The organism is Clostridiaceae bacterium HFYG-1003 (assembly GCA_024579835.1).
In the GTDB taxonomy this organism is placed as follows: Bacteria; Bacillota; Clostridia; order Clostridiales; family Clostridiaceae; genus JG1575.
In genome coordinates this window covers 288854-312399 of sequence record CP102060.1, presented here as the reverse complement: position 1 = coordinate 312399, position 23546 = coordinate 288854, and the positions used below count along the sequence as shown (strand labels likewise).

25 protein-coding genes are annotated in these 23546 nt (G+C 55.7%); all 25 read right to left on the bottom strand.

Translation table 11 applies throughout. The features are described from left to right. Positions 1-286: 286 nt before the first annotated feature. The 25 genes from NQU17_01380 to NQU17_01260 all read right to left on the bottom strand — a co-directional run bounded on the left by NQU17_01380 (position 287) and on the right by NQU17_01260 (position 23421). Positions 287-520 carry a glutathione S-transferase N-terminal domain-containing protein gene (locus NQU17_01380; GenBank protein ID UUM12234.1) on the bottom strand — a complete coding sequence of 78 codons (234 nt, stop codon included), beginning with the start codon at positions 518-520 and terminating at the stop codon, positions 287-289. Positions 521-652: 132 nt separating this feature from the next. Further along, on the bottom strand, positions 653-2530 hold the full coding sequence (locus NQU17_01375) for an ABC transporter ATP-binding protein/permease (GenBank protein UUM12233.1): 1878 nt from the start codon (positions 2528-2530) through the stop codon (positions 653-655). Beyond that, positions 2521-3003 carry a MarR family transcriptional regulator gene (locus NQU17_01370; protein ID UUM12232.1) on the bottom strand — a complete coding sequence of 161 codons (483 nt, stop codon included), beginning with the start codon at positions 3001-3003 and terminating at the stop codon, positions 2521-2523. The genes NQU17_01375 and NQU17_01370 overlap by 10 nt, the downstream gene beginning before the upstream one ends. A gap of 176 nt (positions 3004-3179) precedes the next feature. Then, positions 3180-3755, bottom strand: coding sequence for a thiamine phosphate synthase (locus tag NQU17_01365; protein ID UUM12231.1), 576 nt, complete (start codon positions 3753-3755; stop codon positions 3180-3182). Next, the gene (gene thiH, locus NQU17_01360; protein ID UUM12230.1) at positions 3736-4890 is read right to left on the bottom strand and encodes a 2-iminoacetate synthase ThiH; all 1155 of its coding nucleotides are present in this window, start codon (positions 4888-4890) and stop codon (positions 3736-3738) included. Before thiH ends, NQU17_01365 begins: the two co-directional genes overlap by 20 nt. After that, positions 4887-5693, bottom strand: a complete 807-nt coding sequence (locus NQU17_01355) for a thiazole synthase (GenBank protein UUM12229.1) — start codon at positions 5691-5693, stop codon at positions 4887-4889. Before NQU17_01355 ends, thiH begins: the two co-directional genes overlap by 4 nt. Positions 5694-5800: 107 nt before the next feature. After that, positions 5801-6460, bottom strand: coding sequence for a sulfur carrier protein ThiS adenylyltransferase ThiF (thiF, locus tag NQU17_01350; GenBank protein ID UUM12228.1), 660 nt, complete (start codon positions 6458-6460; stop codon positions 5801-5803). A gap of 8 nt (positions 6461-6468) precedes the next feature. Continuing rightward, a complete protein-coding gene (gene thiS / locus NQU17_01345) occupies positions 6469-6666 on the bottom strand; it encodes a sulfur carrier protein ThiS (protein ID UUM12227.1) in 198 nt (65 codons plus the stop codon). 283 nt (positions 6667-6949) lie between these two features. Beyond that, complete coding sequence (locus NQU17_01340; GenBank protein ID UUM12226.1) at positions 6950-7516, bottom strand: GNAT family N-acetyltransferase; 567 nt, start codon at positions 7514-7516, stop codon at positions 6950-6952. 97 nt (positions 7517-7613) lie between these two features. Next, entirely contained in the window at positions 7614-8456 is an 843-nt protein-coding gene (locus NQU17_01335) for a MetQ/NlpA family ABC transporter substrate-binding protein (protein UUM12225.1), read from the bottom strand. Positions 8457-8469: 13 nt separating this feature from the next. After that, on the bottom strand, positions 8470-9144 hold the full coding sequence (locus NQU17_01330) for an ABC transporter permease (protein UUM12224.1): 675 nt from the start codon (positions 9142-9144) through the stop codon (positions 8470-8472). Beyond that, the gene (locus NQU17_01325; GenBank protein UUM12223.1) at positions 9137-9919 is read right to left on the bottom strand and encodes an ATP-binding cassette domain-containing protein; all 783 of its coding nucleotides are present in this window, start codon (positions 9917-9919) and stop codon (positions 9137-9139) included. The genes NQU17_01330 and NQU17_01325 overlap by 8 nt, the downstream gene beginning before the upstream one ends. A gap of 167 nt (positions 9920-10086) precedes the next feature. Continuing rightward, a complete protein-coding gene (locus tag NQU17_01320; protein UUM12222.1) occupies positions 10087-11016 on the bottom strand; it encodes a hypothetical protein in 930 nt (309 codons plus the stop codon). A 30-nt stretch (positions 11017-11046) separates the two neighbouring features. Beyond that, positions 11047-11415 (bottom strand): YkvA family protein, encoded by a 369-nt coding sequence (locus NQU17_01315; GenBank protein UUM12221.1) that lies wholly within the window; start codon positions 11413-11415, stop codon positions 11047-11049. 137 nt (positions 11416-11552) lie between these two features. Then, positions 11553-12677 (bottom strand): radical SAM protein, encoded by a 1125-nt coding sequence (locus tag NQU17_01310; protein UUM12220.1) that lies wholly within the window; start codon positions 12675-12677, stop codon positions 11553-11555. A gap of 255 nt (positions 12678-12932) precedes the next feature. Continuing rightward, entirely contained in the window at positions 12933-13547 is a 615-nt protein-coding gene (locus NQU17_01305; GenBank protein ID UUM12219.1) for a hypothetical protein, read from the bottom strand. A 136-nt stretch (positions 13548-13683) separates the two neighbouring features. Continuing rightward, entirely contained in the window at positions 13684-14868 is a 1185-nt protein-coding gene (metK, locus tag NQU17_01300; GenBank protein UUM12218.1) for a methionine adenosyltransferase, read from the bottom strand. Between the two features lie 52 nt (positions 14869-14920). Then, positions 14921-15676, bottom strand: a complete 756-nt coding sequence (locus tag NQU17_01295) for a HEAT repeat domain-containing protein (protein ID UUM12217.1) — start codon at positions 15674-15676, stop codon at positions 14921-14923. 65 nt (positions 15677-15741) lie between these two features. Beyond that, positions 15742-16440, bottom strand: a complete 699-nt coding sequence (locus NQU17_01290) for an MBL fold metallo-hydrolase (protein UUM12216.1) — start codon at positions 16438-16440, stop codon at positions 15742-15744. An 86-nt stretch (positions 16441-16526) separates the two neighbouring features. Next, the gene (locus NQU17_01285; GenBank protein UUM12215.1) at positions 16527-18149 is read right to left on the bottom strand and encodes an NAD(P)/FAD-dependent oxidoreductase; all 1623 of its coding nucleotides are present in this window, start codon (positions 18147-18149) and stop codon (positions 16527-16529) included. Continuing rightward, positions 18121-19104 (bottom strand): SDR family NAD(P)-dependent oxidoreductase, encoded by a 984-nt coding sequence (locus tag NQU17_01280; protein UUM12214.1) that lies wholly within the window; start codon positions 19102-19104, stop codon positions 18121-18123. Before NQU17_01280 ends, NQU17_01285 begins: the two co-directional genes overlap by 29 nt. Positions 19105-19108: 4 nt before the next feature. Continuing rightward, positions 19109-19567 carry a nuclear transport factor 2 family protein gene (locus tag NQU17_01275; protein UUM12213.1) on the bottom strand — a complete coding sequence of 153 codons (459 nt, stop codon included), beginning with the start codon at positions 19565-19567 and terminating at the stop codon, positions 19109-19111. Positions 19568-19686: 119 nt separating this feature from the next. Next, positions 19687-21003, bottom strand: coding sequence for an FAD-binding oxidoreductase (locus NQU17_01270; GenBank protein UUM12212.1), 1317 nt, complete (start codon positions 21001-21003; stop codon positions 19687-19689). 532 nt (positions 21004-21535) lie between these two features. Beyond that, positions 21536-22891: a hypothetical protein gene (locus NQU17_01265; GenBank protein ID UUM12211.1), complete on the bottom strand. Its 1356-nt coding sequence runs from the start codon at positions 22889-22891 to the stop codon at positions 21536-21538. Further along, entirely contained in the window at positions 22888-23421 is a 534-nt protein-coding gene (locus NQU17_01260; protein UUM12210.1) for a sigma-70 family RNA polymerase sigma factor, read from the bottom strand. The genes NQU17_01265 and NQU17_01260 overlap by 4 nt, the downstream gene beginning before the upstream one ends. Positions 23422-23546: the final 125 nt, after the last annotated feature.

The following is a 23546-nucleotide window of genomic DNA, read 5'->3' as shown; positions in this document are numbered from 1 at the left end:
GAGCTGCTGACCTGCCGGTTGATCGTTGTTTAATCGATGGATTTGCTGAAGGGTTGAGTTGCGATTTACTGAAATTCTATATTCTGAAATTCTATATTCTGAAATTCTGAAATTCTGAATTCTGAATTCTGAATTGCAAAGAACCAGACAGCCCTCCTGATGCTGGCATCAGGAGGGCTGTCTGGTTCTTTGGCTTACTCCGGCTTGATACTGGAGGATTTGTTATTCAAAGCGGATGGATTCCAGACGAACCGGCCGTTTTCGACGATTCGTCCGAATCAGCAGATTAAATCTCCAGGGCCCGATTGATACTCTCCATGTCAAACCCGACGATGATTTCACCACCGATGTCCAGCACCGGAACTCCGCGCTGACGGGATTTATGGATCATCTCCATGGCGGCTTCCCGATCCAGGGAGACATTCTTCTCGACAAACTCAACATTCTTGCTGTTCAGGTAATCCTTTACCCTGTAGCACCACGGTCAGGTGGGGGTGGAATAAACGATGACTTGCTTCATACTTGATTCCTCCGTTTCATTTGTTATGGTCCGGTCACTGGGGACATTCCTTTCTGCGGGATGGACTGATTTCCATCAGGCGGTCTGACACTGTAAGATATCTCTTAATTTTTTTATACCACGGGAAGAAAATTACTGCAACCGGCTGTTTTCCGAGGATTTCTCACCACCGGTGAGAGTCGCCTTGGGCACATCGGCCGCTTTCAGAAACTGAGTCTCGTAGAGCTCGCGGTAAATGCCGTTCCGAGTCACCAGATCCGTATGAATGCCCCGTTCGACAATGCGGCCGTCCTTGAGGACCAGGATTTCATCCGCCGCCAGAATGGTGGACAAGCGATGAGCAATGATGATGCTGGTCCGCGACTGAATCAAAGGATCAATGGCTTCCTGAATCGTAGCTTCGGAGATGGAGTCCAGCGCGGAGGTGGCTTCGTCAAAGATCAGTACCGCCGGATCCTTCAGGAGCACCCGGGCAATGGAGAGCCGCTGCTTCTCGCCGCCGGACAGCTTCAGGCCGCGGTTGCCCACCAGCGTGTCATACCCCTGGGGCTGCCGCCGGATGAAATCCAGGATATTGGCCTGATCACAGGCCCGATCCAGCTCCGCCTGCGTCGCCTCCGGCCTGGCATAGAGCAGGTTGTCGCGGATGGTGCCGTTGAACAGATAAGTATCCTGGGTCACAACGCCGATCTGCCGGCGCAGAAAACCCAGCTCCAGCCGACGGACATCGATTCCGTCCAGCCGCACCCGGCCGCCGGTGACATCATACAGCCGGGGAATCAGATTGATGATGGTGCTCTTCCCCGATCCGGAGGGACCGACGATGGCAATGCTTCTGCCGGGATCCAGTGAGAAGCTGATGTCCTTGAGAATCGGGCGGTCCGGATCATAGGCAAAGGAGACCTGTTCGAAGTCGACGCGTCCTGCCGCCGCTTTGGGAACTACCGCGTCCGGCGGGGAAGCGATGTCCTGGGGCAGGTCAAAATACTCAAAAATTCTGGTAAACAGCGCCATGGAACGGATCCAGTCTACCTGGATGTTCATCAGGGCATTGACCGGCGCATACATTCGGCCCAGCAGAGCTACCAGCACGGTAATGTCGCCCACGGTCAGGTTGGAGTCATAGCGCATCATGAGCACGCCCCCCACCAGGTAGATCAGCATCGGCCCGATGCTGGAGAAGGTCGTGAGCGCCACCCGAAACCAGCGGCCTGCCATCCGTTCGCGGATGTTCAAATCAATCATGGCCCGATTGGCAGCTTCATAGCGCCCGTACTCCGCATCCTCCCGGCCGTACAGCTTGACCAGCATCTGGCCGCTGACCGACAGCGTTTCATTCAGGATGCTGTTGATCTCATCGTTATGCACCTGCGCTTCCCGCGTCAGAGACCAGCGGGTCTTGCCCACCCGCTTGGTCGGCAGAGTAAACAGCGGAACCAGAATCAGTCCCAGCGTCGCCAGAATCCAGTTCTTACGGTACATCGCAATCAGCGCCACCGTGAGGGTGATGGAATTCGAAAGAATGCTGGTCAGCGTGTTGGTGATGATCAGCTGGACACCGGAAATATCGCTGGTCATGCGGGTGATGATGTCACCCTGCTGGTTGGTAGTGAAAAACTGCTGGGACATGCCCTGGAGATGCCGGAACATGCTGTTGCGCATGTCGAAGGTGATGTGCTGTGAGATCCAGGCATTGAGATAGCTCTCCAGCACTCCGATCAGATTGGCCCCCAGCGTAACGCCCAGAGACATACCAATCAGAGAAACCACTACCGGCAGATTTCTGCCGATGAGCCCCTCGTCAATAATTCGTCCGGTCAGGATGGCGGGGAACACCTGCAGAACGGATGCTGCCAGTATGGCGACGAACACCAGACTCAGCTGCTTCCAGTAGGGGCGCAGATATCCCCAGATCCGCAGAAGCAGTTCCCGGCTGACCTTGGGGCGATTCGCCTTCTCCTCGTCCGACAGAAATCCGCGGGACCCTCGACCCATTCCCTTTACGTCCATGGCGCTCCTTTCTCCGATGCGGAATCCGAATCCCTCTCCTGATGTTCCCGTTCTTCCAACCCAGCTGCCAGTTTTTGCGCCAGATGGGTCAGCTCCGCGGTTTCCTCCGGGGTCAGGATGCCGGCCAGCTGATCGGCCAGTTCTGTCCGCTCATGGCGCAGGTGCTCCAGATGCTGTCTTCCCCGGGGCAGCAGCCGCACGACAAAAACCCGCTGATCCTTGTCATCCCGGTCTCGCTGAATCAGCCCCTTCGCTTCCAGCCCTGCCAGTTTCTCATTCAGCGATGACGGCCGAACGTCCAGCCGATCCGCCAGATCCCTTGTGGAAATTCCATCCAGCAGCTCGATCAGCCGCAGCATCCGAAATACTCCCCGTCCGCCATGGGGACGCTCCGTCGGCCGCCGCCGCAGCAGCCGCATCACCCGATCCAGCGCTCCCAGCATTTGTTCTTCATTATTTTGATCGATCAACATGATCCACTCCTCTTTTGTAACAGGTACCTGTTTATTTGCTTTCATTTTATAACAGGTACCGTTCGAAGTAAAGAACTTTTTCAGAGACCCCCTCCCTCCCGGTCACCCGAGAGTCTCTGCCTGATCACCTGGTATGGAAATGTTGCCTGGTATGGAAATGGAGTGAGTGCAGGCACTCACTCCATTTCCATGTAGCCCGACATCATGCAGACACCGGCTGCACCGGCTGCAATGGCCAGATGAGCATTGTCCGCGCTGATGCCGCCGATGGCGAAGACGGGCAGGCTGACACTGCGGCAGACTTCTTCCAGAAACTCGATCCCTCTGGGAGACAGACCCTGCTTGCAGGCGGTGGCAAATATGTGTCCCGCCACCAGCCGGGTGGCTCCCATTTGCTGGGCTGCCTTGGCCTCTTCTGTCGAGTGGACGGATACGCTGATTTGTTGGAAATCAGCCAGTTCGTCCCGAAAGTGCCGGAGATGGTCAAAGGGCAGATGAATCGAAGCGCAGCCCAGCTGACGGGCAAGTGCGGGCCGACTGCGCAGAATGCATTCGATGCCATGGCGCCGGGCAAGCGCCAGGACCGCTTTGGCCATGGTGATGTACTCTGCATAGCTCAGATCCATTTCCCGAAGCAGAATCGCGTCCGGCATGGTCCGGGCGATGACTTCCAGCTGTTCCAGGAACGGCCGGCGGGACATTCTGCGGTTGGTTACCGCAATTCGACGGCCGCTAAAGGTAGACATATTCATTCCGCACCGCCTCCAGTCCCCTGCTCTGTATGGCGATCGTTACTTCCGCCACGGTTCTTGAATCGAAGATTTCGAACTGTTCATCGCCGGTGTCCTCCCCGGAGACATGGGACCCGATCCCGGTACTGACTCCGGCCGAAATTTTTGTAGCCATCCGGCCAATGACCTGGTCCCTGAACTGCGCCCGTTCCCGGGTGGATATGGTCAGATTGGCGTACGGCAGAAACAGCCGGTAAGCCGCCATGATCTGGAGCAGCTCCTCCTCACCGATGAGCTGAGGATCGATTGGCTCTTCCGTTCCGGCCGGACAAAGCCGGGGACAGGATATTGAGATCTCGGCATGAGGGTATTTGCGCTGAATCAGGTGAGCGTGCAGCCCGGTAGCGAAGGCATCTCTGCGAAAATCCGCCAGACCCAGCAGCGCACCGAAAGCAACTCCGCGCATTCCTCCCCGCAAAGCCCGTTCCTGGGCATGGAACCGGTACGGAAAGCTCCGTTTCCGCCCGGCCAGGTGCAGTTCCCCATACCGGATCGGATCGTAGGTTTCCTGAAACACCGTCACAAAGTCAGCGCCGGATTCATGAAGATGGGCATACTCCCGACTGTCCATGGGATAAACCTCAACTCCTACCATTTTGAAATGCCGGCGGGCCATGGCACAGGCCGCCGCGATGTACTCCACATCGGAAGCGGCCGGACTCTCTCCGGTCAGCAGCAGGATCTCTTCCAGGCCGGTATCGGCGATGGCCCGAAGTTCCTCTTCCATGCGCTGGGGATCCAGCTTCATCCGGCGAATCTGATTGCGGCAGTTGAACCCGCAGTAGACACAATGATTCTCACAGTAATTGGAAAGGTAGAGCGGAGTAAACAGATACACTGAGCTTCCGAAATGCCGGCGGGTTTCTTCCGTGGCCCGACGGACCATTTCCTCGAGATACGGCCGGGCAGCCGGGGACAGCAGGGCGGCAAAGCCATCCGCTGAGAGCCGGTCGGACTGAAGCGCCCGCTCCACATCCGCCCCGCTGAAGGCGCCTTCATTGTATGCCGCCCGGGAAGTCAGCACCCGGTTCATGATGTCCTCGGGGATTGCTTCCATGTCCGGCAGATATGCCATGGGATCCATTCCTCTCATCATCTGCCCGTCTCCTGCAGCAAACCGGTGAGGGGTGACGAAGCCGCCGCTCCCTGCCGGATGATCCGCCCCAGGCCGGAGCGGCACGCCAGCCGACCGGCCTCGATGGCCTGACGGAAGGCACCCGCCATCATGGCAACATCTCCGGCAGTGGCAATGGCGGTATTCGCCATAATCGCCGCCACGCCCATCTCCATGGCTTCACAGGCCTGCGAGGGCCGGCCGATGCCGGCGTCGACAATGACCGGCAGGTCCATCTCATCCACCAGGAGCTGAATAAACTCCCGGGTGCACAGGCCCTTGTTTGAACCGATGGGCGCGGCCAGCGGCATGATGCAGGCTGCGCCGGCATTGGCCAGATCCCGGGCCACATTCAGATCGGGATACATATAGGGCATGACGATGAATCCTTCCTTCGCCAGAATTTCCGTAGCGCGGATGGTTTCCTGATTATCCGGCAGCAGATACTTACTGTCCCGGATTACTTCAATTTTGACAAAATCGCCGCAGCCCATTTCCCGGGCCAGACGGGCAATCCGCACCGCTTCCTCAGCGGTGCGTGCCCCCGACGTATTGGGCAAGAGCGTCACCCCTGCCGGAATATGATCCAGGATGCTCTCCCCCGAGGTGTTGGCCCGGCGCAGCGCCAGGGTTACGATTTCGGCCCCGGCATGTTCCACCGCCGCCCGGATCAGCTCCATGGAATATTTCCCCGATCCCAGGATGAAGCGGGAAGAAAACTCCCGCCCCCCGATGATCAGCTGATCCTCCCGATTGCCTGCTTGTTCTGTCCTTCTGTCCTTCAATTCGTATCCTCCCCATGGATCATCTGATGATCCCTCATTGCGCGATTTGTCGTTCTGTTTATCCGTTTGTTCTTTCCAGCTTTTAGTCTGACCGATGGATCCATCGGTCAGATCTGTGTCTCGCCCAGGAGCAGGCGGATTGCCCCGTTGGCCTGATGGCCCGCACAGATGCTGACCCGGGCCGCCATCAGGCCGATGCCGGAGTCGATGTCGGTGGTGCCGTCACCGCACAGGCAGAGCCGTCGCCCCATCCGGCGAGAGCTGATGGCATTGGCGCTGCCATATCCCGCCATGCCCGAGCCCGCGATGACCACAGTTTCTGTGGTTTCACCCAGCAGGGTATTAACGAGCATGGCTTTGGCCTGCGGCCGGTCAAAGGCTTCACAGACGATGGGATCGGCCCGGAAGATCTCACCGGCGTTTTGCTCGGTCACCCGCAGCTGATCCGTCCGGATGTCCAGATAAGGATTGATCCGTTTCAGTTCTTCGCTCAGCGCCTGGGTCTTGGCCATCCCCAGGTGCTCCAGCCGGTAGGCCTGACGGTTCAGGTTGCTCAGTTCAACCACATCAAAATCCACCAGGTGGAGGCAGCCCACTCCTGAGCGGGCCAGCATCACCGCGATATGGGAGCCGAGCCCGCCCAGTCCCGCGATTCCAACCCGGCCCCGGCGGAGTTTTTCATGGACCGTCGGCGAAAAGCGCTCGTCCATGACCTTCTCAAATTCCTGTGGTGAGGGGATCCCTCCCTCGCAATGGTTTCGTTCCATAATCCTGTTTAACCTCCTCCGACAAACTGCACAATTTCCAATGTATCCCCCGCTGCCAGCACCAGATTGGCATACTCTGTCCGTCGCACCAGTTCTCCGTTGCGTTCCACCGCAATCCGGTCCTGTGCAAATCCTGCCTGTTCCAGAAATTCAGCCAGAATCAGGCCTGCGGCCTCTTCCCGGGAAATGCCGTTTACCCTGATCATGCGCTCACCCCCCTGTGTCATGAATGATCGGTCTGCATTCCACGCTGCCCGAACAAGCAAAAAAGGCCACACGAAGAAGCTACACCCGCGGTGGTGTACCCCTTCGTGTGACCTTTCACACTCTGGCAATATTATATCAATTGAACGAGAAATGTCAAATGGCTCCCAGGGCGGATTGGCATGACCTGCGGCTGATCGGGCGATCTCTTGCCCGGCGGAGCGGCGTGCCCTCATAAAAAAAGCCTGGGATCAGAGAAAAATCCCCAGAGGACATTTTTGCCGGCTATGGCCGGATTTTTCCGGTCCGTTTCAGCCACTCATCCTCCAGCAGGGCGTAGACGCAGTCGTCCAGCCACCGGCCGTCCTGCCGTAAGCTTTTGATGAAATGGGCTTCCTGGCGAAAGCCCAGGTTCTTCAGCAGGCGGATGGACCGCTCATTGTCCGGATCCACGGAGCCGGTGATCCGGTGTTTCCCCCGAACGGTGAACAGATAATCGATGACGGCTGACACTGCCTCCAGGGCATAGCCTTTGCCCCAGGCAGCGGGAGCGAGGGTATAGCCGATCTCCATCTGATGCTCATCCACAAAGTGAAGGCCGATGTCGCCGATCAGGCGGCCATCGGGCAGACAAACCGCCAGCTGAACCCAGCCGTACCCTTTTTCCGCCTGCTCCAGCGAATTGGTCCGGGCAAACTCCCGGACTTCCTCCACCGCCCCCGGCCGCCAGGACTGGTACCGGCTCACCTCAGGCAGGGAGCGGTAGTCAAAGAGCGCTTCGCTGTCGCCTTCGCCCAGAACGCACAGCTCCAGCCGCTCGGTCCGGATGCGGATCGTTGCTGTCTCATCCATGGTGTGTGCCTCCTTAATTCATAGGCGGGTCGTTCCGATCCGCCAATCATCTGATCTGCCGGAAGGATCCGGCGCCAGGATCGGTCCTGGCCCCGGGTTACTCGAAGGCCGGCGTGCTGGCCCAGCTGTACTGATCCTGCAGGAACTGGCGTACTTTCTGGCTCGTCAGATGCTTGATCAGCGCTTTCATGCCGTCGCTATCCTTGTTGTCGCTGCGCGCTACCAGGGAGATGGCGTAGCCTTTCGTCACATCATCCTGCTTCTCCACATAGAGGCGCTGTTCATTGCCTTCCAGCTTCAGGCTCTTGGCGTAGGTAGGATACATGACGGCCAGTCCGGTCTCGCTGTATTTCTGAGCCAGACTGGTCAGCGGCACCTGGTCATCCAGCTTCAGATTCTTGGGATTTGTTGCAATGTCTTCCAGGGTCAGACCCGTGGTCTTGCCATCCTTGAAGGTCAGAAGGCCGGCCTGTCCCAGCAGATACAGCGAACGGCTCAGGTTCGTGGCATCATCGGCCAGGGTAATGCTGGCACCGTCCGGAAGATCCGCCAGATTCTTCGGGTCTTTGGAATACAGGGCAAAGGTTGCGTGGTAGATGGGCTGAACCGTCACCAGATCGGAGCCGTTGGCCTTGTTGAAGGATTGCAGGAAATAGTCATGCTGAATCATGTTGGCATCGAGCTCCTTGCTCTTGAGCAGGTTGTTCGGAGCCTGATAATCCGAGAACTCGCTGATATTGAGTTCAAAGCCGTCTTTCTTCAGATCATCCTGAATCAGAAGCAGCAGCTCCTTCATCGGATAGAACGCGACGCCAACCTTGATCTGTTTGCTCTGGGCGGGAGCCGGGCTGCAGCCTGCCAGGGACAGGGTCATCGGGACCAGCAGCAGTGCGGCCAGCCAGGCGGTCGAACGGATTTTTTTGAATGATTTGTGAAACATGAAGAATTCTCCTTTATCGTTTGTCGTAATGTTTCGCGATCCAGTTTCCGGTGGTCTGGACCAGATGCACCATGAGGATCATGGCAATGATGATGATCCACATCAGTTCGTAGTTGAAGTTGTGATAGCCTTCGCTGATGGCCAGGTAGCCCAGACCGCCGCCGCCGATGATGCCCATTACCGTGGAATACGACAGCAGGCTGATGGTGGTGGAGGTAAAGCTCAGGACCAGCGAGCTGCGCGCTTCCTTCAGCAGAAAGTACCGGAAGTACTGCAGCGTGTTGGCGCCCAGGGCGTAGGAGGTTTCATAGGTGCTTTTGCCCACATCCAGCAGATCCTGCTCGGTGAAGCGGGCAAAGGTGGCGATGCCGATGAGGCTCAGCGGAACCTTGGAGGCGTTGACGCCAAAGCCGGTGCCGATGAGCATTCGATTCAGCGGAATGATGACGATGATGAACAGGATAAACGGAACCGATCGGATAATATTGATGGCCCCGGACAGCAGAAAATAGACGAGCCGGTTCTGCCGGATTCCGTCCGGCCGGGTCAGGAACAGAAAAAAGCCCAGGATCAGCCCGCCGGTCAGGGCCAGGATCATGGCGGTCAGCATCATGTCGCCGGTCTCCAGAAAAGCCTTCAGCAGGTCCCCTTGGAATTTCTCAAAGGCCTGCAGGGATCGATCAATCATAGCGGAAGGCCTCCTGATAGGACACCGGCTCGATTTTATGGGGCCGCAGCGTCAGGATGTCCGAAATCCGGCCGTTCTCGATGATGGCGACCCGGCCGCACATAGCCTTGATGACGGCAATGTCGTGGGACACCAGGACAATGGTTGTGCCAAAGCGCTCGTTGATCTCCTTGAGCAGCTTAAGCACCTCGTAGGTCATTTTCTCATCCAGCGCCGAAGTCGGCTCATCACAGAAAATCAGCTTCGGCCGGGTCATCAGGGTCCGTGCCATGGCAACCCGCTGCTTCTGACCTCCGGACAGCGTCCGGATATAGGCGTTCTCGTAATCCGCCAGCCCGACGAAGGACAGGAGCTCTCTGGCCCGGACCAGATGGTCCGCTTTACTGCCTCCCCGCCAGCGGGTGGGCAGCAGGACATTTTCGATGACATTAAGATTGCTCAGCAGATTGAAGCCCTGAAACAGCATGGAGGTTTCCCGGACCAGTTCATGGCGGGAGATCCGGTCCAGCTTTCTGCCCATCAGATGGATGACACCGGCTTCCGGCTCAATGAATCCGGTCATCATGCGCAGGATGGTGGACTTGCCGCTGCCGGTTTCCCCCACCAGGCCGAAGATTTCCCGCTCACGGACGCTCAGGCTGACATCGTTGATGACAACGGTCTGTTTGCCGTTGATGTCAAAGTGTTTGGACACTCCTTCAAAGCGGATCATCGGCTGCTCCGATCGGTCCGGGGAAAACCCCATCGGTTTTTCGGTTGTTTGCTCATAGGTCATTCCAAACCGTTCCGTCCGGGGACGGAGGTCTTCCTCCCTTATTGATTCAAGCGGTTGATCCCGGAGATGCCGCAAAGGGTTTCCCGGAACAACATAGCAATATTATATCTTGACGAAGCGCTTCCGACAAATCGCCGGGTAAAAATGAGCCGGACAATCAGTCCGACTCAGTGCTGGTCCGGCTTTGCTGCGACTGCCTGATTTGACCAGTCCAGTACGCGCAGGGCCCGCAGGGTGTTCCACCGGCTGGGTGTTCCGGCCTGCTCCATGTCAAAAAAAGTCGCACCGGGATGCTTGCGCGCCAGATTCCAGGTTCCTTCCCGGTTTCGGCGGGAATCCAGCCAGGACAGGGCCGGCTTCAGCCGGTCGTCCCGGCAATTGACCGCCCGAAAATAATCCAGAACGGTCAGGACATCATAGTGCCAGTAGCTGGGATAGGCCAGGCGCAGCCAGTCCGGTCGATCCGGCCGGAGCAGGCTCTGCTCCAGCAGGAATTCATGGGCTTTTGCCTGCGCCAGCTTTACCCCGGCATGCTGTGGATCCACCTGCCGCTGGAATTCGAACAGACCCTTCAGGATCAGCAGGGTATTTTCACAGGCATAGCGTTGCGCCCCCGGCTTGTCATCATACACCCAGGAGCCGTCGGCTTGCTGCAGTGTGACCAGAAACTCGGCAATGGCGGTAACCCTGGGATCTTCATAGCCAAACCAGGCGAGAATCCCGAGAACCAGGCCGGTCACCCCGGTGTCCCTCAACTTCTGGCCGGAGGAGTAGCGAATCTCCCGGTCCTCAAAGATGCCGCGGCGAAACAGCTGATCACAGGCCAGCGCAGTCTTTCGGTTTTGCGGCATTCCGCATTCCTTGAGCTGCAGCATGACATAAGTGGTGGAAACCCATTTTCCGACATACAGCCGGCCCGACCACAGTCCGTCATCATCCTGCTGTTCCAGCAGCGCCCGGCCCCAGCCAGTTCGCTCCATCCGGTTTCGCTCAGCTTCCACCTCCGTTTCTCGGGCTTCCGCCAGATCTCGGAGAACCTGCCAGCGGATGGCGGGATCCCCCGCCATGAGCCATTGAATCATTTCCTTGCGGTTCATCGGCAACCTCCTTGGTTCAGGTGATAGAAATCATCCCAGCCATTTCGATATCAGCCAGACGGCAAGAGCAATCCAACACAGGATCACCGGCACCGCGTAGAACCAGCGGCTGCGAGCTCCGCCGCTGCGCAGCTGCTGCGCCTGCTCCCGGCATTCATTGAGAATCTCCGGGGGAATCCGCCGGATCGTCAGCGCCGTCAGCAGAGGCAGGATCACCAGGTCATCCAGATAGCCCAGCACCGGAATGAAGTCCGGGATCAGATCAATCGGTGACAGGGCATACCCTACGGTAAGGGCCGCCAGCACCTTGGCTGAGCGCGGCGTATCGCTTCGCTTCATCGCCAGCCACAGGGCTGGAATCGAATCCATCGCTGCCTGGGCTTTTTCTTTCAGGTTCATTCGGTCCCCCCTCTAAAAAATCTAAGGATTCTTCGGTCTTGTCGCGATGGAATCCATTTTGAATAACGGGATCAGATCCTGGCTTCGGGATCTGATTCCCTGGACTCCCGCAGGAATCAGGCGGCGGCCAGTTGGGGTTAAAATTCGATCAACAGCGGCTGGTATCCTTTGGGCAGCGGCTCTTCCTCGAGAAATTCGAAGGTTTCATCGTTCAGAATCGGCAAAAACGCTTCAAAGGGCATGACCGGGAACTCGAAGGCATAATTGCTGGCCCCGAACCATTTGCCTTCCCGGGCTGACAGGTTCAGATCCCGGGCAAACTTGGTCTGGTTGGAGCAGTCATGGACCACCAGATCCCACTGCTCGTCATCGGCGATCTTCATGAATTTCAGTGTCAGTTCCCGGCTCCAGACCGGAGACAGATAGCCCTGGCGACACAGGTACATATTTTCGCCATAGTAGTTCTCCAGATTGTTTTCATTCAAATGGAGCTCTGCGCAGTTGATAAAATCCAGGCCGGTGGCCAAAATAGCCTCCTTCTTGCGGAAGAACGTCTCAAAGAATTCCGGAGTCATGGGGGTTTCGATGCCCACCAGCGGAATGTATTTCTTGGCCAGGGCAATGTTCTGAATCACAAAGTCCGAGCAGTTAGACGCGCCCAGGTTAAAGCGCAGTTCATTCAGACCGGCTTCACCCAGGGCCTTCAGCGTTTCCTCCGAGGCCAGGGTGCCATTGGTGTACAGATGCTGGTAGATTTTGGCTTGGCTGAACTTCTTGATCATGCCGTAGTATTTTTCAATTTCCATGAACGGTTCCAGATAGACATAAGCAACGCCGGATGGCTTCTTCTGGATGGACAGGAGCAGTTCCATGTCTTTTTCATAGAATTTCGTTCCGCCGATCTCCCACATGCCCTCTCCCACCGGACTGATGTTGTCAAGCTCGCCGTAGTTGTAGCAGAATTTGCAGTCCAGATTGCAGGTATTGGTTTTGCGGATGGCATTCAGTCCGGTTCCCAGGAGGCAGGATTTGCAGCCTCTGGGGAACTTATCGTCATTGCCCACGTAGTATGTCCGGTTCTCCAGGGTTTTCAGTCCACGGATCTGTTGCTTCAGTTCCTCATTACGCTGATCCACCACGGCTTCAATCTGGGCAAATACAGCATAGGTAATTTCCTCATGCTTTGCCGTAATTTCCTCTTCCCCGGTCAGCTGCGAAAAATAATCAAACCACAGCAGTGCGTCCGTTTTCGATATCTTCATTATATAGTTCCCTTCTTTTGGCAAAATTTTCAATCCAAAGTCATCTCAATTTCTGAGGCTTCATCCCTCTACTTTACCATATATTGGAAATGACAAAACCTGTTTTTTTTAGATCCTCCCGTATACCAGTCGGAATCCGCTCCGGACTGAAATCACCTCCGGACTGAAACCCACCCGGTCCGGTTTTTCCTGCGTCAGAAAGGAACCGCCCAGCGGGAGCGGTTCCTCGGGTTGTTATTCAATTCTCCGAACGCTCTATCCGGCATCTGACGGCGGATTCATCCGGCGGTAGAGGCCAAGAGCCAGAGCCATGGCAAACCCGATGCCGGTGATTATTACCAGCATGTTGGGATCATCGATGGTCAGGGGAGCCAGGATCTGAAGAATCTGGCCACGGATGGGGGCTCCCTGGTTAAAGGCTCGGACCAGAAATCCAAAGGGAAGCGCAGCCAGTCCGGAGATCAGGGCGAAAAATGTCATGGCGCGGAATCCGTAGAGGATGCCGCCGATCATAGCGCCGTATACGGCACCCATGATGCCGATGGCCAGGGCGTCCGCCAGTCCTGAACTGGAGAAGGACTCTGGCAGGATGGGCACCAGGTCAAACAGACCGGCGATGCCAAAGGCTGCCAGGATCGCAATGGGTACGCCGAACAGACAGGCCGCAACAAACTGCGGCAGTTTTTTCCATAAGCCCACCAGAATCGCCAGCAGCAGACCGCCGATTCCGCCGGCGACACCGGAGAGGAGGAAGCTTTGATCGGCAGCTGATCCGATCAGGGTGATCACCACCGCCCCGACGGCAAAGGCAATCAGCCCGGCCAGTGCGGTCCAGAGGACTCCCAGTGGTTTTGATGCAAGTCGTTCCATCATCTCATCTCCTTCGAATGCGTTGAGACTGGATGCCGGGGTAAAACCCCAGGTTCTTTAGTGTTATTTTACACTTTTTAGTGAATTAATTCAACCTCTGGACTATTCCCAATGGGTGATGTTGAAGCAGCTTGTCTCACCGGCCTGCCCTGGCTTTCAGAGCCTCGGCCATATCCGTTCTTTCCCAGGGCAGATCCAGCTCCGGGCGGCCAAAATGACCGTAGCAGGCGACCTGGCGATACAGCGGCCGCCGCAGGTCAAACTGGGCAATGATGGCTGCTGGCCGCAGATCGAAACTGGTTCGGATGAGGTCTTCCAGATCTGTTTCCGGAATCCGGGCCGTGCCGAAGGTATCCACCAGAAGGGCCAGCGGCCTGGCCACGCCGATGGCGTAGGATATCTGCACTTCACACTGATCTGCCAGTCCGGCAGCCACTATATTTTTGGCCACATAGCGGGCGGCATAGGCACCGGAGCGGTCGACCTTGGTCGGGTCCTTGCCGGAGAAGGATCCGCCGCCGTGGCGGGAATAGCCGCCATAGGTATCTACCATCAGCTTTTTGCCGACCCATCCGGAATCTCCTTCCGGACCGCCCACCACGAACCGGCCCGTGGAGTTGACGTAGATCTTGGTGTTCTCATCCAGCAGGGCCGCCGGCAAAGCCGCGGGAATGACCCGTTCGATCATGTCCCGCCGCAGATCCTCATAGGCAATGGTCTCATCGTGCTGACAGGCTATGACCACCGCTTCGATGCGGACCGGCTGATGTCCGAGGTATTCCACCGTCACCTGGGTTTTTCCGTCGGGGCGAAGATAGGGCAGCGCTCCGGTCTTTCTCAGCTCTGCCAGTCTTTTGGCCAGACGGTGAGCCAATGTGACCGGCAGTGGCATCAGTTCCGGGGTTTCATGGCAGGCGAAGCCAAACATCAGCCCCTGATCGCCGGCTCCCACCAGGTCCATTTCATCCTCGGATCCGGCCCGGGCTTCCAGGGAGGTGCTGACGCCGACTGAAATATCAGGGGATTGCTGATCAATTCCGGTCAGTACCGAACATTTGCCGCCGTCGATGCCATAATCCGTATCGGTATAGCCGATCTCCCGGATGATCTTGCGGGCAATGCCGGGAATATCGACGTCTGCTGTCGTCGTGATCTGACCGAAGATGGTGACCAGTCCGGTACTGGCTGATACGTCGCAGGCGACCCGGCTCATGGGATCCTGTTCCAGGATCGCGTCCAGAATTCCGTCCGCGATCTGGTCGCACAGCTTGTCCGGGTGCCCCTCCATGGTGGACTCTGAAGTAAAAAACCATCGTTTCATTGTTTTTCCACCTCCCTGAATCAATGGGCCCGATCGTTCGCTTTGTCGCCGATCAGACCGCTTTGTTTGACAGTACCGCCAGCCAGTGTTCGGTCCAGACAGGATCCATTTTCTTCAGCCGGTTTTTCTTCAAATTTTCCTTCATGATCCAACGAATGTCCGGATCGGTCTGAACCAGCCAATGCTCCATTCGGCTCTTTCCCGCGTCCGGTGCCGACACCGCCGCGACGCTCCAGCAGTAGCCCAGGCCCTGGCGAAGCACTTTCAGATCCTCTGATGTGCGATCCCGGCTCTCATAGAGACTCTGGGTCATCTGATCGAGCAGGTCAAAGACCGGTCCAGGATCTTCCATTCGCCGGAGCAGCCGGGGTTCGCACAGCGCGGCGGCCGCCGCCCGTTTTTCCAGCCAGGTGCCCTGACTCCAGGCTTTCATCTCCTGCAGCAGCCGATCCGGATTCCGGTCACCGTAGTTCTGCAGGGCCATGGCGGCTGCTTCCCGGATTCTCCAGCGAGGATCGGAGGCTGCCCGGCGCAGCTGTTCAAAGAGCTCCGTATGATCCTCTGAGAGGATTTCCCCCAGCCCCAGCACACCGCAGACCGGCAAAAATTCCAGGCAGGAACCGTACGGCGCTTCCTGCGCCGAGTACTGCAAATACCGAAGAAACAGCTCCAGATTTCCTTCCAGAGCCACCGCCTGAGCCAGCTCCAGATTGGCCCGGGGGCCCGGCAGGCGCGACTCTTCCAGCAGATACTGATCCCAGTCGCTGCGTTGTTTCAGACTTGCCCGGTACTCATCGACTCTGCTCACGGACTTTTCTCCTTCTAAATATTGCTGCTTATTGACATCCAATTGTTCCAAATCAGGCTGCTGGTTCAGACTTCGACGGTCTCTCCCGGCTTGAGCCGGAGCACGGCCACATCACTCCGACTGCGGACGATCTGCTCAAAGATCGCCGGATCCTCCTTGGATTCATGCATCGGAATCACCCAGCGCGGACGGATCCACTCCAACGCCTGGGCCGCTTCTTCGGGGTCCATGACAAAGGTGCCGCCGATTGGCAGCATGGCCAGATCCGGTGAGCCCAGTTCTTTCATCTCGGGGATCCGGTCCGTGTCGCCCGCGAAGTAGACGAACCAGTCCGGGCTCTGAATCAGATAGCCCACCCCATCCCCTGGATGATGGACTTTACGGGTGGAGTGACTCTCAGGTACATTGCATGCCATGACCGCCGTCATCCGAAGCGGGCCCACAGTCCAGACATCCCCCACCTCCACCACCGTAACCCCAGGCCGGGCAATTTTTGCGGCAGCCCGCCGGGGTGCAAAAATCATGGTTTTGGGGTCACTGATCAGATCCAGGGCAACCGGCTGGAGGTGATCCTTATGGTCATGGGAGATCAGGACGATATCCGCCTTCTCACTCAGTGCTTCCATGGGAATCCCCTGATTCTCAAAATATCCCGTATACCCGGGATCCAGATGAAGAATGCAGCCGGCGATGTCCAGCCTGAACCAGGACGCCCGCGAGCACCGGGTGATCCGGATGGTCAGTTCCCTCATTTGTCTGGTCAATTCCTTCACCTCCCTGGAGGGTCGGTGGCAATCCCTTCCAACAATCAGCCGCATTGTCTGGATTCATCGTTCGGTTGTCCGACTGATCATCCGGGTCCGGACCTGCCCTTGTCTTTTTTAGCAATCTGGTCAGCGGCCAATTTCCCGGTGATGATGCAGGTCGGGGTGCCAGCCGGACTGTAAGCCCATTGACCGACCTGAAAAACATTCGGGATTGGTGTACGGATCGATTGATTCACTTTGCGCATCTGATCGATGACCGGAATGTGCGCCTGAAACGACCATCCTACAATTGCCCCGTCGGTGCTGCCAACCCTTTTCTCAATGCTTAAGGGTGTAAACGAAAACTGTCGCTCCACGCGGTCTTTGAGTTCGGGAAATAAGCTCTCAGACAGAATCCGGAGGATGGTATTCTCAATTTCAATTCTGAACTCTTCATACCATCCGGATGCATCAACCTTTTTAAATAATTCCGCTTCCATCAGGACGCTGATGATTAAGCCGGTTTTTCCCTCCGGAGCAAGGCTTGAATCCCGTACCGCTGGGATGGAGATTTCAAACGTATTGTATTTCAGAAAACGGGACAGCCAGGACAGAATCTCTCCTTTCTCCAGCTGTTCCCACTTCTCGAGCAGTTGAGTCAGCTCATTTCGGTGAATGCTGCCCAGACCCTTTCTGGATGGGGTGTAAAAAAGATGCCCGATCAGAGCTTTCTTAAAATAGTCCACCGGGAGATCCACGCCCAGATACAGCGAGAAGACTGATTCACTGGGCTTGCCCTGAGCGATTTGGGTTTTTCGGTCTTCGACACGCCGCTTAACAGCAGGGGACAGGCTGCCCAGCTCGGTGATATCGTACAGCGTCTTTAAATCCGCGGCCCAGACCAGGTTCCGATATCGATATTCCATTCCCTGGTCGTCGACAACTACCTGCCGGTCCGCCTGAACCTGACGGATCACTGTATTGGTCAGTATCTCGCCCTGATGTTCCCGGATTTTTTTCGCCAATGCCTCCGTCACTGCACCGGTGCCGCCTTTGGGGTAAACATAACTTCTGTACAGCGTGAAGTAGCTCAGTGCAAAAAATGCTGGAGTTCCTTTGAAAAAGTGCTGCGCAATGATATCGGCGAGTCCCTGATCCTGCACGAGGTCCTGCACATATTCTTCGCATGGCTCTGACAGGGCTTCCATCCGGTTCATGGCATACAGAAATTTGGGCAGCCAGGGCAAAAGCTCCTTCAATAAATAGGATTTGTCCCCCGGAATATCCTTAAACAACGGATTGTCGATGCCGTAAATGATGTCGATCAACTTCATGATTTTCACCATGGCTCGGATGAAATGGTCAATCTCTTCCGTCCGATCCGGATACATCTTCTTCAAAAGATCCCGGTAATCCATCACCGAAGAGGCATCATCAATCAAAATGATATGATCTTCCACCCCAAGGGAAACTTTGCTGGGAACCACCTCCACCTCCAGCTTCAGTTCTTTGAGCATATTCAGCACGACACCTAAAATCGCCCGGGCACCCGCATCAAACACAAACCCGTCCCGATTGAAGGAATGGACCAGACCGCCTAATTCAGCATTTTTTTCAATCAGCAGGATCCTCTTGCCCGATTGAGATAAAAACACGGCACAGGAAAGCCCGGCCAGTCCTGCGCCAACGATGATCGCATCATAGGATTGTTGCTGTGTATGATTCATTCAGTCCCCCCATTTCCAGGCTTTTCTGCCAAAGAATTTTTGCACTGCTTTCATCCAATGCCGGCGGAGCAGGTTCTTCCCACGTGGTTAGATTGAAAAATTGGCCGCTGACAGATTCAATGTCCTGTGAAACGCCCAAATAATATATAGCCTGCGCGGCTATTGAAACGGAATCCAACTTTTTGTCCAGTAAATTCCGTTTAAACCACTGATAAAGGCGCCCATTATCCTGTCCGGCGGATGTTTTTACGGCTCCGGGATGCATGGCATTGATCGTTACTCCGGAGTCCTGAAAATACTCCTGAAACTGATTCATCGCCAAAAGTTGGGCCAGTTTTGCCGATCCATAACTTTTCAGGCCGGTATAATGTCTCTTCGACCAGTCCAGATCATCAAACCGAAGTCCCCAGGCCGCAAAGCGATGGCCCTCCGAGTTCACCAGGAGGATTCTGGCCTTCCCCTCAGATATTAAGCGATCCTTCAGGATGTAGTTCATAATAAATGAGGACAGATAATTGACCATGAAGACTTTCTCAATACCGCCGGCTGTGGTTTGGCGACTGGTCAGATAAATGCCGGCATTGTGAATCAGGATATCAATGGATCGCCCCATCTGCAGCAGCTGATGGGCCGCCTGGTGTGTCTGATCCAGATCACTGAAATCTGCCAGGATGTACTCACAGGTAATCCCAAACTCATGCTCCAACTCCTGCTTCAAAGCCAGCGACTGTTCCTTGTTTCTGTTCACGCAAATCAGGTCGGCCCCCTTTGAGGCAAACTTTCTGGCAGCAGCGTAACCGATTCCTGACGTAGCGCCGGTGATAACCACCAGTTTGCCCTGACACTCGTCCGGGCAAATCAGGGGCTGTTTCCTGCCGTTTTTGATCATGGCCAGTACATTTGAGATCCGATATTCCTTAAAATATATGCCGATTTTGATTCCATTGTTTTTCATGCGGCTACCCAAACTTTTTCTTCATGAATTTACGGTACCTGGTCCCGAATCGAGGAATGTTATCGAAGATGTCGCCCCACAAATCATAATAATCCCGCTGCTCGACGATTTTGCCCTTATCATTGATGGTGAACCGGGAGATGCCATATAAGATCGAACTAGGATACTTCGTATAACTGATCGTCATCTCCCATTCGATGAAGAGATCATTTCCGTTCTGCTGGGCTCTGACCAGATGCATGCTTAAATCCTTTGAGCGATTGGTCAGCCGTTCCGTCATCTCTCTGAACTCAGCAATTCCCCTGATTTCCTGGATGGAATCCCTGAAATAAATCTCATCGTCATAATACGGCAGGATATGGGACCAGTCGGGCTTTCCCTGACTATTGTAGGTTTTTGTCCAAAGATCCATCACTGTGTCCAGTGTCAGCTGATAGCCTGTCTCCACTTTGAAATCTTCCATCGATAGCCTCCTTGCTTCCTGGAAATCATGGCACTGTCCGTTTTAATTACCCATATTATACTGTTTGTCCGGTGAACTGGGCCATTCCCCCGAAGAATTAACAGAAAGAGGGGCTGGGGCTAGCGGCCCATTCCCCTCGAACTGAGACAGGTCTTCTCGTACAGTCCCCGGAAGATGTTGTCCGGATCGGTTCTGGCTTTCACCTGGTCAAAGTTGTCCTTGTTCCAGATGCTCCAGAATTCTTCTTCGGAATAAGCATTCGTCGAAATCAATGTTTTGATCGCTCCCAGCTCCATCAGCTTCTTCTCGATGATCCGGTACACATGCTGCGGGTCGTCCCGTTTCATCCCATAGAGGGCAATATCAAGAAAGAGTTCATCCTGAATCTGGCTGCAGTACTCTTTGGACAGCCATTCGTAATGACTGACGATCTTGTAGGGGACGCACCACAGCGGAAAGTGATTAACTTCCGCTTCGTACCAGTCCATGAAATCATTGATTTTGGAAAACGGAATAAAAGTATCCACCGTGATGGGAATCTGTCCCGACGGGATGATTTTCCGGAATTTGTTGGCGATCTGCAGGGTGGTGTTGGAGTTGATGATTTTGCCGAACAGGAGCCGCAGCAGGAAGGACTGGGGGTGGACATTTGTCACACCTTTGTCGTATCGGAAAAAATAATCCGCGGTCTTGAGGTAGTCTTCCTGACGCTGGGACGTACTGCGATAGTAGATCCGCATCCAGTCATAGCTGTGAGTATAGGGTGCCTGATCCACGAACTGGCCGATGCTCAGGACATATTCGCGGGGGGAATGGATGATGCCGTCCATGAAGTCAGCGTCCTGCAAGGTATAGTGCCGATGGATCGCTGCCTTGTATTCATCAAGAGTTGGATATTTCTCATAGGTCAGCCAGACATAGGGTTTGGCCGGAACCAGTCGGAAAGTCAGCCGGGTAATGATCCCCAGGGTGCCGAATGTTCCGTGCACCATTTGGAATACCAGCTGATTCTCATTGTCCGGCGTGCAGCTTACAACTTCCCCCTTGGCTGTCACGATCTCATACTCGAGGCAGCTGTCATGGAAACCGCCAAACTTGTAGGACATGGACTCGATGGAACATCCAGCCACCGCTCCGCCGATGGTGATGGTTTTCAGTTCAGGCACGACCACCGGCACCAGACCGTGCCGCAGTGTTTCCCGGACAAGCTCCTCAAACGTCACCCCCGGTTCGGCAATGCAGACCCGGGCCTGCGGATCGATCGAAAGAATCTCATTCAAATCGCTGACATCCAGCTTCTGATCAAGATGTTTTTTATCCTCTGGCCTGGGCACCACGTGCGATACCGTTTTTTTCTTTAATGACAAAGGTTGTGTACTCGTTCGTTCCTTGAGTTGCCTGGATATCCTGCCAACTTTCTCTTCATGTCTGCCCATCCTTCAGCCTCCGATGTCTTCATTTTTCCCGTAAGTGTTCCAACCTGCGCTACCTCTGACGAGCAGCCGCTGTTCCATCGCTCCGATGCCATCATGCTTATCTTCTTTTTTTCATCGGATCCAAATCCCTCTGAGCGGAAGTCCGGATCCGATGTGAAACCGAAGTCTTTCAATATAATTCTTAATCAATATATTTCTTTGGTGGCTTCAACAGGTTTTCGCCCTGAAGCGTCCGTCTTGCCTACGTTTATCTTACACTGATTCCGCCGGAGGCGATGATATCAAATTCATAATTTCAACGGATCTGATCATAAGTGACCATGGAACCACGCATAATCTCAAGCTTGCCTGATTTCATGCAGACACAGACACAGAAAGGCGACCACTTCAAAAAGGTGACAGACCTAATAAAACGGCAGACACAGAAAGGCGGCAGCCGGCTTCATCCTGCTGGATGATGCCGGCTGCCGGGAAGTATGGAAAAGGAGCTGGGCAATGAAGCCTGTTGGGAGAAGGAAGTTCGGTAAAATCCTCAGCGCTTCAGTTCCAGGGGAATGCGCAATGGTTGCTTTCGGGTAAACTGGGGCGAGCGCAGCGTAATGGTGCGGTGGTTGGTCAAACCCAGCCCCGGGTCAAAACTAAGGCTGAGGACTCCGTTCTCGACGGTCATGCTGTGGGATCCGTCCATGAAGAACCAGTCCAGCTCCGCTGTCTCCGGCCAGCTCATGGCAACCCGCACTTCATTCGGCGCGATAGGACTGCGCCGGATCTCCTGAATCCGGATGGGCACTCCCGCGAACAGGAAGGACGTGTCGGGCTGAATCACTTCACCCGGCTGCGGGATTTGGATTTTGACTTTGCTGGTATCCTGTGTCGTCCAGGACAGGGACGGGATCACCAGCTTGCCTTTTCCGGCCGGCGCATCCAGTGTCAAGGGCGGCATAAAACCGGTTCCGTAGCTGGCCGGAAGCACCAGCGGATAGGTTTTGCCGTTATCGGAAAGAAAGCTGACTTCGCCGTCGAAATCCAGAGATTCGGTAAAGCTCAGGGGTTTCACCACATCTGACAGGGCATACAGATAGACTTCCCAGCCTTGTTCGGCCGCTACCGGATCGGCCATGATCAGGATGTCTCCCAGCCTGGCATGGGGCAGGTCCGAGGGATCCTGCGCACTCAGGGAGCGCAGCGTGCCTTCCACGGAAAGTCCCAGACCCGGATGGTTGAAGCGGACCTGATCCCCGGCTTTCGCGGCTGTTTCAAAGAACACCTGAAAGACGGTCTCGCGGTCGGATCCGGAGGCGGAACCGACCGGCCTGGTCGTGACCGGCTCTCCGTTGAGGAGGGCCTGAAATTTGCCCAGGTCAAGACTTTGATCGGTTTTCGGCCCGCCCGCCGACTTGATCTGAACAGTCATCTGGATATGCTGACCGTCTGACAGCAGGACCGGACGGCGCAGAATCTGACTCTCCCCCGACAGGATCCTGACATCCGACGCGGTCAGCAGTTCATGCCTGCTTTCCACCATGCCGATTCCGGGAACCAGCGACACCAGCCGTCGAACCGTCGCCTGAACCTGGGGACTCAAAAGAGTCAATGTGCCGATGACGGCCAGGGCGGCAGCGATGCGGCGCAGGGTCCTGGTTCGACCAGGCTTTCTCTGCTGATCTCCTGCGCTGATTTTTAGGTCGCGCTGGGTTTGATCAACGGCGGCCATTCGGTGTGGATGACTTTGTCCGGATAGAGACTCCCCCATCCGCTGCTTCACCTTGGCCTGGATCCGATCCTTCACCTCATCGTCCAGGGCAAAATCCTGCGGTTCCATGCCGGCCAGAAGCCGATCCAGGTCTTCCTGGGTCAGCTGTTCCAAAAATTGATCTCGGTTGCTCATGCCAGATTCACCTCCCGGTACTGTCGAAGCTTTGCGAGGGCTCTGCGGATCCGCTGATCCACGGTATTGGGCGTCAGATCATGGACTTGGGCCAGTTCCCTGGCGGAGCGACCGAAGAAGTAGCGGCCGATCACCAGGCTTCGGTCCGGCTCCTTCAGGGTATCCACCAGATCCAGAACCTCCCGGGACTGCTCCCGGGTTAAAATCTGGGGCAGCACTTCTTCCTCCTCCGCCCCCAGCCAGTCTTCTTCCAGAGGCAGGTCGCACCGAACGCGGCGCCGGCGGTCAATCGCCCGGCGCAGCGCAATGACTCCAAGATAACTCTTGAGACTTCCCCGCTCCGGATTGAACCGGTGCCAGTTCTGCCAGGCCTCCACAAATACATCCGCGACCGTTTCTTCGATATCTTCGGGATCTCTTAAAATCCCTCCGGCGATATGCCAGAGCAGCCCCGAATATTGATGGATCAGTAGTTCCCAGCCTTTCCCGGGATCTTTGCCAATGGCCTTCATCAGCTGCGCATCGTCCATAGGATCACCTCTCTTTGCCTCTTAATTCGCAGGAGTCTCTCACAATCTGACAAAAATCTGAAACTATTATCGAAAAAGAAATCAAACCTCCCGTGGTCCTCTCAGGGGTCGTCGGATCGTCCGGT